The organism is Methylobacterium thuringiense, from assembly GCF_022179645.1.
GTDB lineage: Bacteria > Pseudomonadota > Alphaproteobacteria > Rhizobiales > Beijerinckiaceae > Methylobacterium > Methylobacterium thuringiense.
The window spans coordinates 1-12,853 of sequence record NZ_BPRA01000016.1; the positions used below are offsets into that span (position 1 = coordinate 1).

Annotated in this window: 12 protein-coding genes; 9 read left to right on the plus strand and 3 right to left on the minus strand. The window is 68.0% G+C overall.

All coding sequences use genetic code 11. From position 1 onward, the window contains the following. Positions 1-53: 53 nt before the first annotated feature. Positions 54-1,358: an alpha/beta hydrolase gene (locus tag MFF07_RS17500; protein WP_238232497.1), complete on the minus strand. Its 1,305-nt coding sequence runs from the start codon at positions 1,356-1,358 to the stop codon at positions 54-56. Positions 1,359-1,642: 284 nt separating this feature from the next. Here MFF07_RS17500 and MFF07_RS17505 point away from each other — a divergent pair, with 284 nt between their 5' ends. Then, positions 1,643-2,809, plus strand: a complete 1,167-nt coding sequence (locus MFF07_RS17505; protein WP_238232498.1) for a polysaccharide biosynthesis/export family protein — start codon at positions 1,643-1,645, stop codon at positions 2,807-2,809. Positions 2,810-3,035: 226 nt separating this feature from the next. Continuing rightward, on the plus strand, positions 3,036-4,181 hold the full coding sequence (locus tag MFF07_RS17510; RefSeq protein WP_147818605.1) for a branched-chain amino acid ABC transporter substrate-binding protein: 1,146 nt from the start codon (positions 3,036-3,038) through the stop codon (positions 4,179-4,181). 6 nt (positions 4,182-4,187) lie between these two features. On the opposite strand, the gene MFF07_RS17515 is transcribed toward MFF07_RS17510, so the two are convergent. Continuing rightward, positions 4,188-4,763, minus strand: a complete 576-nt coding sequence (locus MFF07_RS17515; RefSeq protein ID WP_147818606.1) for a tyrosine phosphatase family protein — start codon at positions 4,761-4,763, stop codon at positions 4,188-4,190. Positions 4,764-4,869: 106 nt separating this feature from the next. On the opposite strand from MFF07_RS17515, the gene MFF07_RS17520 reads away from it, so the two are divergent. The 7 genes from MFF07_RS17520 to MFF07_RS17550 all read left to right on the plus strand — a co-directional run bounded on the left by MFF07_RS17520 (position 4,870) and on the right by MFF07_RS17550 (position 11,867). Further along, a complete protein-coding gene (locus MFF07_RS17520; protein WP_147818607.1) occupies positions 4,870-5,967 on the plus strand; it encodes a TRAP transporter substrate-binding protein in 1,098 nt (365 codons plus the stop codon). A 424-nt stretch (positions 5,968-6,391) separates the two neighbouring features. Beyond that, the gene (locus MFF07_RS17525) at positions 6,392-7,780 is read left to right on the plus strand and encodes a deoxyribodipyrimidine photo-lyase (protein ID WP_147818608.1); all 1,389 of its coding nucleotides are present in this window, start codon (positions 6,392-6,394) and stop codon (positions 7,778-7,780) included. 77 nt (positions 7,781-7,857) lie between these two features. After that, on the plus strand, positions 7,858-9,234 hold the full coding sequence (locus MFF07_RS17530) for a chloride channel protein (protein ID WP_147818609.1): 1,377 nt from the start codon (positions 7,858-7,860) through the stop codon (positions 9,232-9,234). Between the two features lie 40 nt (positions 9,235-9,274). Further along, the gene (locus MFF07_RS17535; protein WP_147818610.1) at positions 9,275-9,454 is read left to right on the plus strand and encodes a DUF1328 domain-containing protein; all 180 of its coding nucleotides are present in this window, start codon (positions 9,275-9,277) and stop codon (positions 9,452-9,454) included. A 14-nt stretch (positions 9,455-9,468) separates the two neighbouring features. Beyond that, entirely contained in the window at positions 9,469-10,317 is an 849-nt protein-coding gene (locus tag MFF07_RS17540) for an SDR family oxidoreductase (protein ID WP_238232499.1), read from the plus strand. 181 nt (positions 10,318-10,498) lie between these two features. Then, positions 10,499-11,200: a guanitoxin biosynthesis heme-dependent pre-guanitoxin N-hydroxylase GntA gene (gene gntA, locus MFF07_RS17545; RefSeq protein WP_147818612.1), complete on the plus strand. Its 702-nt coding sequence runs from the start codon at positions 10,499-10,501 to the stop codon at positions 11,198-11,200. Next, the gene (locus tag MFF07_RS17550) at positions 11,190-11,867 is read left to right on the plus strand and encodes a DUF1989 domain-containing protein (RefSeq protein ID WP_238232500.1); all 678 of its coding nucleotides are present in this window, start codon (positions 11,190-11,192) and stop codon (positions 11,865-11,867) included. The genes gntA and MFF07_RS17550 overlap by 11 nt, the downstream gene beginning before the upstream one ends. On the opposite strand, the gene thiL is transcribed toward MFF07_RS17550, so the two are convergent. Beyond that, positions 11,858-12,847 (minus strand): thiamine-phosphate kinase, encoded by a 990-nt coding sequence (thiL, locus tag MFF07_RS17555; protein ID WP_147818613.1) that lies wholly within the window; start codon positions 12,845-12,847, stop codon positions 11,858-11,860. The two genes, MFF07_RS17550 and thiL, sit on opposite strands and share 10 nt — an antisense overlap. Positions 12,848-12,853: the final 6 nt, after the last annotated feature.

The following is a 12,853-nucleotide window of genomic DNA, read 5'->3' on the forward strand; positions in this document are numbered from 1 at the left end:
AGTTGAGAGCAGGCTTCGCGCGAAAAACCGTTGCCACTTTTTCGCAGCCTGCTCTAGGCGGCAACCGTCTCGCACGGGAGCGCGACTGCGGTCGAGGGCTTGGGCCATGCGACGAGGGCACGCTCGCGCAGGGTCTGCGGCCCGAGCGTGATCGCGAAGAAGTCGTAGGCGCCGCGCCGGTCGTTCGACATCAGGAATTGGAAGTGCATCCGGAACGGGCGAAACCGGACCTTCCGATAGGTCTCGTCGTCGATGATCTCGCGGAAGCGGGCGGAGCGGATGATCGGGTTGGCGACCACCGGGTCCGGCCCGAGCTGCAGGTCGAGGTCGTGGAGTGGATTGAAGTGCGGGAAGTTCAGCCAGTCCTGCGGCGCCACGTAGTCGACCCAGACGATCCTCCGCGATTGAACGAGGCTGGCGATGTCGGTACGCACGCGACCGGCCTGGGGCTGGAGCGCCACCAGGGGCAGGCCGGAGCCGAGGGTGGCGAGCGACAGGATCGGGCCGCGCGTGCCGATCTCCGGGTCGCGCGCAAGGAGCCGGGCGGCGACCTCGACCGCCGTCAGGCCGCCGCTCGAATGTCCGACGATCAGGATTTCGTCGATCGCCTCCCCGTTCCGCGCGAACCCGTCGAGGCGCGCCGCGACGTGATCGGTGAAGACGTCGAGCCGCGCCCGGTAGTCGGGCCGCCGGCCCTGGCCGTGCTGCCAGTGGAACACCCAGTCGTTCAGGATCTGCCAGAAGAAGATGCGATTGAGCAGCGCCTCCATCGCCCGGACCCAGCCGAGCCCGACCGCGATGCCGAGGGGGATCGTAGCCCAGGCGGGCAGGTGCACAGAATGCGCATACCAATCGCCGAGATGGGCGTGGACGAGGAGCGCCAGGAGCGCGGTCACCACACCGAGTAGCATCAGCATCACGAAGGGGTAGATGATGATGTTCCCGTACTTCCAGTTGAGCCGGTAGAACGTGAACAGCTTGCCCCGGACCATCGCATGCAATGTGCCGATGACGAGGAGCGCGACGCTGATGAATCGCGAACGCGCCGCGTCGCGCGCGACGATGTCGTCCCAGAACAGCACGTCGTAGCTGGCCTCGGCGCCCCCCGTGGCGGTATGGGCCTTGACGGTCCAGCTCTGCACGAGGCCATCTTCCGAAAGGGTGGCGCGACTGATCTCGCGCTTGCCCTCGCCGAAGCGCTTGGCGTGGCGCAGCAACTCCCTCACGAAGAGCAGGCGATAGCGCGTGCGCGCTTCCGGATCGTAGCCCGGCAGATAGAAGACATGGCGGCGGCGGATCGGCGCGGTCACGCGCTGATCGGGCAGATCCGGCGGCGTGTAGCTGACGGGCTTGTTCATCGATCCCGACCGGCGACGGCCGCTCTCTGCAATCGAACGTCGTCGATCCCTGTTGGCCGAGGACGGCAATATTGCGGCCTTCAGTCTTTGCCGTGACAGAATTCTGTCGAGGCGCAGATAGGCGGAAGCCCTGGGTTTACATCGGCTCCGCCGGCCACGCTGTGGGAATCGGGGAGCGCGAGCTCCGTACGCCGGTCCTCGGATCACTGTGACTGCCTCGCCACGGACAGGCTCGGTGGTTTGGGCTAGGCAGCAGGTCCAAGGAAACCGACAGGCCATCCTGTATGCGCTCCATTCCCCTTGCCCTATGCGTCGCGCTGGCGGCCTCGGGCTGCTCGTATCTGCCGGCGTCTGGTCCGACGTCGCGTGCGATCGTGGACGGGGCGGACGTCGCGACGCCCCAGGGGGTGTATGCGCGCTACGAGCTGATCGACGTCGACCCGGCGATCATCGAGGCGCTGCGCTCGCGGCCGCTCGACAGCCTGCTCGCGGCCTTCGGCGACTATCGGAATTCGGCCGAGCCGCTGATCGGGGTGGGCGACTCGGTGGCGATCCAGGTCTGGGAGGCCGGTTCGGGCGGGCTGTTCTCGGGGCCACTGGTGGCCGACCGCTTCTCGGCCGGCTCGAAATCCGCGCAGATCCCGGAGCAGGTGGTGAGCCGCGACGGGGCGATCTCGGTGCCCTATGCCGGGCGCATCCAGGTGGCGGGGCGGCGTCCGCAGGACGTTCAGGTGCTCATCGAGAACGAGCTCGCCGGCAAGGCGATCCAGCCGCAGGTGCTGGTGACGGTGTCGAAGCCGATCTCGCAGTCGGTGACGGTGACCGGCGAGGTGACGAGCGGCGCGCGGATCCCGCTGTCGGGCAAGGGCGACCGGCTCCTCGACGTGATCGCCTCGGTGGGCGGGGTGCGGGGTGCTGTGAGCGAGACCTACGTGCGGCTGTCGCGCGGGCCGACCACGGTGACGGTGCCGATGACCGCCGTGGTGTCGAACCCCCGTGAAAACATCTTCATGCGGCCGAACGACGTGCTGACGCTGGTGCGTGACCCGCAGACCTTCATGGCGCTCGGCGCGCTCGGCAACGCCACCGAGCTGCAGTTCTCGGCCGAGGGCATCACGCTGGCCCAGGGTCTCGCCCGGGCGCGCGGCCTCTCGGACGTCCAGGCGGATGCGGAGGGCGTGTTCCTGTACCGCTTCGAGCCGAACACCCTGGTGCGCCGCCTGCGGCCGGGCTCGCCGCTCTTGAGCACGAAGCTCGTGCCGGTGGTCTACCGCTTCAACATGCGCGATCCCAACGGCCTGTTCCTGGCCCAGGCCTTCCGCATGCGCAGCCGCGACGTGCTCTACGTCTCGAACGCGCCGTTCTCGGAAGTCCAGAAGGTGCTCAGCGTGTTCTCCACCGTCGCATCGCCCGTCACCTCCGCCGCGTCCGTCTACAGCGTCTCGCGGTGATTGCAGGGCCTCGACGGTCGCCGCGGGCGGCCGTCCTCGCGAAAATCGGTTCGCAGCGGCAGGCTTCGTAACATTCGCGTCTTGCCAAAAGCTCCGCTCGCATCGTTCCATGGCGGCCGGCGCCGCCCACGCGCGGGCAGCGCCTTCACGCCCTCCCGCTCGACCTTGACATGGCCTTCCGCCGGCTCGGTTTGGCTGACAGAACAAGAGCGTTAGAAGGGGCGGGATGACGATCGGACGCCTTCTCTCGCTCGGCGCGCGCCTCGCCGGATCGCTGCCGCGGATACTGTTGGGATCCGCCCTCCTCGCAATCACAGCCTGTCCGGCTCGCGCCGACGTGGTGGTGGGTGTCGCGGTGCCGCGCTCCGGCCCCTATGTCGCCATCGGCGAACAGGTCCTGCGCGGCGTCCAGGCGGCGGCCAAGGACACCAACGCCAAGGGGGGCCTCGACGGCGAGCCGATCGTCCTCGACGTGCAGGACGACGCCTGCGACTCGAACCAAGCGACGGCGGTGGCCAACCACTACGTCCAGGCGAACGTGCGCCTCGTCGTCGGCCATGTCTGCTCGAACGCCTCGCTGACCGCCTCCGACATCTACGCCGCCAACGGCATCGTGATGATCACCGCGGCCTCCGTCGCAGCGAAGCTCACTGATCGCGGGCTGCCGACGATCTTTCGCGTGTGCGGGCGCGACGACGATCAGGCCAAGCTCTCGGCGGCCGTACTCGCGGAGCGGTTTCGCGACCGAAAGATCGCGATCCTCTACGACCCCTCGCCGCCGTCGCGGGCGCTCGCCGCCTCGACCAAGGACAACCTCAACCGGATCGGCGTGAACGAGGCCCTGTTCGCGGCCTTCCAGCCGTCCGACACCGACGACGCGGCGCTGGCCGACCGCCTCAAGGGCCTGGGCATCGACGTGGTCTATTACGGCGGCGGCGCACCGGAGATGGGCCGGCTCGTGAAGATCGCCGCCGACCGCGGCTTCCGCCCGCAATGGTTCGGCACCTCGTCGATCGCGACGCCGGAATTCGCCAAGATTGCCGGCTCTGCCAGCAACGGCGTGCTGATGACGTTCTACCTCGACCCGAGCCGCAAGACGGACGCGCAGGCCGTGGTGAGCGCGGTGAAGGCGCAGGGCGGCGATCCCGACGGCTCGCTGATCTACGGCTACGCGGCCCTCCAGGCGCTGGTCGAGGCGGGCAACTTCGCCCGAAGCACCGATCCGCGCGCCATCGCCAAGGCGCTGCATACCGAGCGCTTCGATCTCGTCCTCGGTCCCGTCGGCTTCGACGCCAAGGGCGACGTCACCGCCCAGGGCTACGTGCTCTACGTCTGGCGGGACGGAAACTTCAATTACGCCAAGACGAACTGAGCCGGTTCAGCCGGTGATCGCGGCTTCGACCTCTTCCGAGCGGTTGAGGCTGCGCATCAATGCGTCGAGGCTCGGGTTCTTTGCGAGTTGAATCCCGTGCAGACGGCGCACGGCCTCGACCAGGGTGCCGTCACGGCCGAGCGCGTCGTCCGCGAAGCCGATCATCCGTGCGTTCGGCCAGGCCCCGTCCCGCAGAGCGTGGAGGCGTGCGATCAGCTCGGTTGCCGGGGTCTCCGGCTCGGCCTGAGCGAACAAGCTCGCCAGCGCCGCGGTCGAGCGCGAGAGGCCGAGATGGCAATGGACGAGGACATGGGCCTCTTCGGCCTCGTCCTCGTCCATTGCCCGTCCGAAGGCGAGGATCGCCTCGACGTCGTGACGCTCCGGCAGAACGAGGCCGGGTCCCGGTGCGATGGCGTCGTGGAAGCGCAGGGTGGTCCGCCGATGCGCGCTATAGCCGCCGAAATCCGGATCGGGCCAGCCGGGATCGAGGATCGAGAGCACGTGGCTGACGCCTTTGGCGCCGTGCGCGGGCAGTTCCTCGAGCCCGCAGACGGTGTGCAGGGTGACGCGAGAGTGTTTCACGCGGCCGCTGCTAGCACGGGAGCGATCGATGGGCGAACCCGGCGCGACTTCGCGCCTCGGAGCGTGTATGCCGCGCCGAGCGGATACCGGAGACGAGCGACCAACGATGCCGAACACGCTGCCGCGACGGGCCCTCCTCTCCGCGGGCCTCGCGACCGCCGCCGCGCCTCTGGCGGCGCCTGCCCTCGCCGAGGCCGTGCCCGAGCTGACATGGCGGCTCGCATCGGGCTTTCCCAAGAACCTCGACATCCTGTTCGGTGCGACCGAAAGCTTCGCCCGGATCGTCGGGGAGGCGACCGACGGTCGTTTCAAGATCCAGCCCTCGGCGGTCGGCGAGATCGTGCCGGCCGAGGGCCTGCTCGATGCGGTCGGATCGGGCAAGGTCGAGATCGGGCATGCGTCGGCCTCGGCAGCCGTGGCGAAGGATCCCGTCTTCGCGCTGGCGACGGCGACGCCCTTCGGCCTCAATGCCCGCGGTCAGAGCGCTTGGTGGCTCCAGGGTGGCGCGGCCGAACTGTTCGCCGAGATCTTCGCCAAGCACGGGCTGACGGCACTCCCCGGCGGCAATACTGGCGCGCAGATGGGCGGCTGGTTTCGCAAGGAGATTAAGACGACGGCCGATCTGCAGAACCTGAAGTTCCGCGTCGCCGGCCTCGGCGGTCAAGTGCTGGCGAAGCTCGGCGTCTCGCCCCAGGCGATCGCGGGACCCGACCTCTACGGCGCCCTCGAATCGAAGGCGCTCGACGCCGCCGAGTGGATCGGCCCGCACGACGACGAGAAACTCGGCCTGCAGAAGGTCGCACCAATCTACCATTTCCCGGGTTTCTGGGAGGGTGGCGCGGCGGTGCTGTTCTGGTTCAATGCCGAGAAATGGAAGGCCCTGCCGAAGACCTACAAGGCCGTTCTACAGGCTGCCGCGGCTCAGGTCGCCGCCGAGGTCCAGGCGAAATACGATGCGCGCAACCCGCAGGCGCTGCGCCGTCTGGTCGCCGGCGGCGCCCAGCTGCGCCCATTCCCGCAGGACGTGATCGAGGCGGCGCTGAAGGCGGCAAACGACCTCTATGGTGAACTGTCTGCCAAGAATGCCGACTTCAAACGCATCTACGACGCGATGAAGGCCTTCCGGAACGAAGAATATCTCTGGTTCCAGGTCGCCGAGTACACCTACGACAACTTCATGATCCGCGCCCGCGCGCGAGGCTGAACAGCAACCCGGCCTCGACGCAAAAAAAAGCCGCTCGTGAGAGCGGCCCGTAGTCTAGGGAGGAAACGCCCAAGGAGGGCAGCGGGAGCGAAACGCCATCGATCCCGCGACGCACAATCTGATCCTTCGGCGACGAAATGCAAGGCCGTCCCATCCCAGGGTGCGGCGTTTGGCGTGTTGCCGCGCACATTGATGCGGCGATGTAACCAAAATGTCGCAGGATGTCGCGCGACCGTCCGGTCAATTGTCGTCGACCCGACGGAAATATAGCCACGCTTAAGCGTTTGTGAATGCTGATGTTCCGCTCCCCTTCGGCCAGGCGTCACTGGCAGACCGCGGGTGCGGAGCACTTCGGAGCCGACGAGTTCATGGATCTCCCTGCCCGAAGCAAAACCTTGAACCGGAATGGAGATTTTTGATCGGCATGGCGATTCAAGCGGAGCGTCTCAGGGTCCTCGCCGACGTCGAGCCCCGGGAAAAGGGGGCCTACGTCCTCTACCTGCTGCAGCAGGCGAATCGCGCCGATTTCAACCCGGCCCTCGAATTCGCGATCGAGGAGGCGAACCGCCTCGGCTGCCCCGTGGTCGCCTGCTTCGGCTTGCTCGACGGCAAGAGCGGCTTTCCGGAAGCCAACGCCCGCCACTACGCCTTTCTGCTGCAGGGGCTGGCCGATTGCCGTGAGCGCCTGTCCGCACGCGGTATCGGCTTCGTCATGCGCAAGGCTTCGCCTGCTGCGGTCGCCATCGATATGGCGAAGGACGCCAAGCTGCTGGTGCTGGACCGCGGCTATCTGGCGATCCAGAAGCGCTGGTACGGGGAGATCACCAAGGCTGTCGAGACGCGGATCGTGCAGGTCGAGGGCGACGTGGTCGTGCCCGTCGAGACTGCTTCGGGCAAGCACGAATACGCCGCGCGTACCTTGCGGCCAAAGCTACACAAGCTCTGGGACGACTATCTGGAGCCGCTGCAGGCCCGCACGGTGAAGCACAAGGCCGACGGCTTGGCGCTGAAGAGTGAGATCGACGTCTCGAACCCCGAAAAGGTGCTGGCCGGCATGAGCCTCGACACCTCGGTGGCGCCGGTGAAGCGGTTCAAGGGCGGCCATGGGGAAGCGAAGCGGCGTCTGAAGGCCTATCTCGCCGGCCCGTTCGCGGGCTACGGCGCCGACCGCAACAAGCCTGAGGCGGACGCCGCCTCGCATATGAGCCCCTACCTGCATTTCGGGCAGATCTCGCCGGTCGAGATCGCGCTAGCCGTGCGAGAGGCGAAGGCGGGCAGCAAGGAGGATCGGCAGACCTACCTGGAAGAGCTGATCGTCCGGCGCGAGCTCGCGATGAACCACGTCTTCTACACGAAGGGCTACGACCGCTACGAAACCGCGCTGCCCGACTGGGCGAAGAAGACGCTCGCCGAACAGGCCGGGGACGCGCGGCCTCACCAGTACAGCGAAGCGCAACTCGCGGAGGGCAAGACCCACGAACCCTACTGGAACGCGGCGATGCGCGAGATGCGCGAGACCGGCTACATGCACAACCAACTGCGCATGTACTGGGGCAAGAAGATCCTCGAATGGTCTCCTTCGCCCGAGGAGGCTTTCGCGCGCACGCTCAGGCTCAACAACCGCTACTTCCTCGACGGGCGCGACGCGAACTCCTTCACCAATGTCGCCTGGGTGTTCGGCCTGCACGACCGGCCCTGGCAGCGGCGCAAGATCTTCGGAACCGTGCGCTACCAGAGCGAGAACTCGCTGAAGAAATTCGACGCCAAGGCCTATCTGAAGACGGTGGAGAGGCTCTGCGCTGCCGAGGATTGAGGCCGCCCGGAACTGGCTTATGCCGGCCAGGGCAGGAATGGTGATCCGCCCTCCCCGCTCTCCCGACGCCCGAGACCATGCAGCTACGCCCCCGGCAGATCCGACGCACGCTGCTGCGCCTGCGCGGCGCCTCGCTCGACAGCTGGGAGGTCTGGCGGCGCCGGCTGCTGTTCCTCGTCGGCGGCCTGTGCGTGGGCCTCGCTGCCGTGGTGATGGCGAAGCTCGCCGACGGGGCGCAGGCGCTGTTCAAGCAGGGGCTCGCGCTCTCGCCCTGGTTCACCCTGGCCGCCACGCCCGCGGCCTTCGGGCTCGCGGCCCATCTCGCCCGCACCGTGTTTCCGAATTCGCAGGGCTCGGGGATTCCGCAGGTCATCGCCGCCCGCGCCATCGGCGACGCGAAGGCCCGGCATGCCCTGGTCTCGCTCAAGGTGGCCGCCGGCAAGATCGTGGTGATGACGCTGGGACTGCTCGGGGGCGCCTCCGTCGGACGCGAGGGGCCGACCGTGCAGGTCGGAGCAGCGATCATGGCCGCGTTCGGCCGGTTCTCGCCCGCCCGCATGCCCGGGCTGCTGCTCGCCGGCGGTTCGGCCGGGGTCGCTGCCGCCTTCAACACGCCGCTCGCCGGCATCGTCTTCGGCATCGAGGAACTCGGCCGCGCCTATGACAGCCGGGCGAGCGGGCTGATCGTCGCCGCGGTGATCGCCGCCGGCCTGACCTCCCTCGCGATCCTCGGCGACTATACCTATTTCGGCACGACTTCTGCCACCCTGCCCTTCTCGGCGAGCTGGCTCGCGGTGCCGGTCATCGGCGCGGTCGGCGGCCTCATGGGCGGCCTGTTCAGCCGCATCGTCATCCTGTTCGGGACGGGACTGCCCGGTCGCGCCGGTGGCTGGATCGCGGCCCACCCCGTCTGGTTCGCCCTTGCCTGCGGGCTCTGCGTCGCGCTCTGCGGGCTCCTCTCCGGCGGCACGGTCTACGGCACCGGCTACGAGGAGGCGCGGGCGATCCTGCACGGCGAGGACGCCGTGGACCGGAGCTTCGCCCCGCTGAAGTTCGCGGCCACCGTCTTCTCCTCGATCAGCGCGATTCCCGGCGGTCTGTTCGCGCCGTCGCTTGCCGTCGGGGCGGGATTGGGTGCCGAGGCCGGGTTGCTCTTCGCCGACGCTCCGATCGGCGCGCTCGTCCTGATCGGCATGGTCGCCTACCTCACGGGCGTACTGCAGGCACCGATCACGTCCTTCGTCATCGTCACCGAGATGACCCAGGACCACGCCATGATGATCCCGCTGATGATCGCGGCGGTGATTGCCGATGCCATGTCCAAGCTTGTGTGCAAGGAGGGCATCTACCGCGCTCTCGCCGAAGCGCTCGTTGCCAAGGCCGAGCCGGCCTGCGAGGGTTTTTCCGCGGACGCCGCACCCACAGGGGAACGCGGCGACGCCCGGTCGGGTTGATGCCCGGTTTTCCCTCGACACGTATTCTGGAGTATCCCCGATGAAGCTGCTGCGGTGGGCCCTGATCGCCTTCGTGATCTCGATCATCGCCGGAGGCCTCGGCTTCACCGGCATCGCCTCGGGCGCCCGCTCGATCTCGAAGATCCTGTTCGGCATCTTCCTCGCCATCGCTATCGTGATCGTGCTGGTCGCCGTCCTCATCGGTAAGGCGGTCTTCTGAGCACCCCAGCTTCCATGCAGGGCAAGACCTGTCTCGTCACCGGTGCCTCCTCGGGCATCGGTGCGGAGACGGCGCTCGGACTGTCGCGTCTCGGCGCCCGGGTCGGCCTCGTCGGGCGCGATCGCGAACGCACGGAGGCCGCCGCCGCCGGCATCCGTGCGGAGACGGGCGGACAGGTCGACGTCTTCGTCGCCGACCTGTCGTCGCAGGCGGAAATCCGCCGCCTCGCGGCCGAGATGCTCGGGCTCTATCCCCGTCTCGACGTTCTGGTGAACAACGCCGGCGCGATTTTCGACAAACGCACGCTCACCGTCGACCGGCGCGAGCGTACCTGGGCGCTCGACCACCTCGCCTACGTGCAGCTGACCCTCGCGCTCCTCGACCGGCTGAAAGCCAGCGCGCCGGCTCGCATCGTCAACCTGTCCTCCGCCGCGCATACCCGCGGCCGGATCGCCCTCGACGATCTCGACGCCGCCCGCTCCTTCGGCGGCATGAAGACCTACTCGCAGGCCAAGCTCGGCAACGTGCTCTTCACCTATGCCCTCGCCAGGCGGCTGGCGGGCAGCGGCGTCACCGTGAACGCGGTGCATCCCGGCGTGGTCTCGAGCGGCTTCGCCATGAACACCGGCGGCGCCCTCGGCTTCCTCTGGAGCCTGATCCGCCCGTTCCTGATCTCGACGGAGGACGGCGCCAGGACCTCGCTCCACGTCGCCACCGCGACGGAGCTCGACGGCGTGACGGGCCGCTATTTCGCCAGGAGCCGCGAGACGGCCTCCTCCGCACTCAGCCACGACCGCGACCTGCAGGAGCGGGTCTGGGCGGCAAGTCTCCAGCAACTCGGCCTCGCCGACGGCACGGCATAGTTCCGACCGGTTTGGGGCAAAGCCGTACGCACAAATCGGGCGCCTGTGGACAGTTCGATCGGCCCGTGGATAACCGCGAATGCCGCACCCTGGCGTCGGAACACCGCCGGTCGCGTCCTGTTGCTCGACTCCGCGGAGGCAGACGCCCTCCGACGGGAGTGTTTTGCAGCTACGGACCGCGATGCTTTTTCCCCGTGACGACCACGACCACGTGCGTGCCCAGGCGTTTCGCGACTTCATCGGCAGCCGGCCCTTCCCCTGCGTCGGGGCCAAATCCGCCGTCGCCAAGGGGCGCATGAAGATCGTCGTCGCCCGCGACATCACCTCGGGTTGGGACGACATGCGGATCTATCCGGCGCTGCTGGCCTTCATCGCCCGCTACCGGCGCGATCCGGCGATCTTCCAGAGCTTCGCCGTCGTGTTCGAGGGGCCGGGCGACCTCTCCGAGGAGCAGTTCGAGAACCATCTCTGGACCCGCGCGCAATCCCTGTCGGACAAGGATTCCTGGCTCGGCCAGCCCCTCGACGGCCGGGTGAACGACGATCCCGAGAACCCGCACTTTTCGCTGAGCTTCGGCGGCGAGGGCTTCTTCATCGTCGGCCTGCATCCGCGGGCGAGCCGGCCGGCGCGCCGGTTCTCGTCGCCGGTGCTCGTCTTCAACCTGCATGCGCAGTTCGAGCAGCTGCGTGTGGAGGGCCGCTACGAGACCCTGCGCAGCTCGATCCTGAAGCGCGACGAGGCGCTGGCCGGCTCGACCAACCCGATGCTCGCCCGCCACGGCGACTCGTCGGAGGCACGGCAGTATAGCGGCCGTGCCGTCGACGCGTCCTGGCAATGCCCGTTCCAGGGTCGCGCCAAGGAGGCCGCACTCGATGGCCGCTGAATGCTGCAACCACGAGATTCCGCCGCGCTCCGGCACGGCCTTCACCCTCGATAGAGGCGACCGCCTGACGGTGATCGACCCGCGCGGTGAGCAGGTGGCGGACCTCGTCGCTTATAACCGCCACGACACGGCCGAGGTGATCTCGTCGGGGCGGACTCTCGACTATGCGAGCCGGATTTACCTGACCACGGGGGATCCGCTCTATTCCAACCGCTCGACGATCCTGCTGCGCATCGTCGAGGATACGGTCGGCAGGCACGACTTTCTGCTAACGCCTTGCTCCGCCGACACGTTTCGCATCATCTACGGCGACGCCGACCCACATCGCGGCTGCTTCGGCAACCTCGCTGCGGCGCTGGAGCCCTATGGGATCGGGCCGGATGCGATCCCGGTGGCGTTCAATTGCTTCATGAACGTGCCGATCGATGCGGCGACCGGAGCGATCACCGTCGCGCCGCCCCTGAGCCGAGCCGGGGACCGCATCGTGTTCGAGGCCGAGACCGACCTGATCATCGGGCTGACCGCCTGCTCGGCGCTGCAGTCGAACAACGGCAGCTTCAAGCCCATCCACTACGCGATCGAGCGGGCCGTCGTTTCCTCTAGAGCGGGCATTCCGGGTTCCGCTGCGCGGCCCCAGAAAGACGGTGGAGTGGTTCGTCAGAAGTGACTGAACGACGCCCTTGCAAATGCCCGTTCGGCGCCGTTCTCATCCAGAAAAATAGGCGGCCCCTCCCCGGCTTCGATCGATCCGATATCCGTCATTGCCACGCCGGCAGCCTGAGAACCCGCGAGGAAATCGTCGCGCGCATCGGGCGGAACGGCACAGAGGATCTCGTAGTCGTCGCCGCCGGTCAGCGCAGTTTCGAGCAGGGTCGGGTCGGAGGCTATCACGCGGCGCGCCGCATCCGAGAGTGGCACGTCGGCCAGGATCACCCGTGCGGTCACGCCCGTCAGCATCTTGGCGAGATCCCCAGCCAGCCCATCCGAGACATCCATCGCCACGCGGACATGCCGACGTAAGACCGGGGCCAGCATCAGGCGTGGTTTCGGATGTCGGTAGCGTTCAATCAGGGCAGCACGGTCCGCCGCGTCGACCGGTCCCGTCCAGCCGCGCCGGTTCGCGGGATGCAACCGCAGGCCGAGGGCTGCATCGCCGATCGTGCCGGACACGCAGATCCGGTCGCCGGGGCGGGCGCCCTGCCGCTTCACCATCGTGCCGGCGGGAACCTCGCCGAAGGCCGTGATCGCGATCATCGCAGCGCCGTTGGTGCGCACGGTGTCGCCGCCGAGCAGCGGGCATCCGAAGTCTCGGCTCGCCGCGCCAAGCCCTTCCGCGAAGCCGGCAAGCCAGGTCTCGGTCCAGTCCTCGGGGAGCGCCAGCGTCAGCAGGAATCCGCGCGGCGTCGCGCCCTTGGCGGCGAGATCCGACAGGTTCACGCCGAGCGCCTTGCGGGCGATCGAGGTCGGCGGGTCGTCGGGGAAGTAATGCACGCCCGCGACGATGGCGTCCGCCGTGACGACGAGGTCGTGGCCCGGCGTCGACGTGAGAGACGCCGCATCGTCGCGAAGCTCCTCGGCCCCTGGGCCTGCGAGCGGCGCGAAGTAACGCGCGATCAGCGCCTCTTCGCCGGCCCGCGCATTACTCACCTGCGG

Excerpts from the sequence above, each read along its gene's own strand:
- MFF07_RS17500 (WP_238232497.1), bottom strand. The coding sequence starts at position 1,358 with ATGAACAAGCCCGTCAGCTACACGCCGCCGGATCTGCCCGATCAGCGC.
- MFF07_RS17505 (WP_238232498.1), top strand. The coding sequence starts at position 1,643 with ATGCGCTCCATTCCCCTTGCCCTATGCGTCGCGCTGGCGGCCTCGGGC.
- MFF07_RS17510 (WP_147818605.1), top strand. The coding sequence starts at position 3,036 with ATGACGATCGGACGCCTTCTCTCGCTCGGCGCGCGCCTCGCCGGATCG.
- MFF07_RS17520 (WP_147818607.1), top strand. The coding sequence starts at position 4,870 with ATGCCGAACACGCTGCCGCGACGGGCCCTCCTCTCCGCGGGCCTCGCG.
- MFF07_RS17525 (WP_147818608.1), top strand. The coding sequence starts at position 6,392 with ATGGCGATTCAAGCGGAGCGTCTCAGGGTCCTCGCCGACGTCGAGCCC.
- MFF07_RS17530 (WP_147818609.1), top strand. The coding sequence starts at position 7,858 with ATGCAGCTACGCCCCCGGCAGATCCGACGCACGCTGCTGCGCCTGCGC.
- MFF07_RS17535 (WP_147818610.1), top strand. The coding sequence starts at position 9,275 with ATGAAGCTGCTGCGGTGGGCCCTGATCGCCTTCGTGATCTCGATCATC.
- MFF07_RS17540 (WP_238232499.1), top strand. The coding sequence starts at position 9,469 with ATGCAGGGCAAGACCTGTCTCGTCACCGGTGCCTCCTCGGGCATCGGT.
- gntA (WP_147818612.1), top strand. The coding sequence starts at position 10,499 with ATGCTTTTTCCCCGTGACGACCACGACCACGTGCGTGCCCAGGCGTTT.
- MFF07_RS17550 (WP_238232500.1), top strand. The coding sequence starts at position 11,190 with ATGGCCGCTGAATGCTGCAACCACGAGATTCCGCCGCGCTCCGGCACG.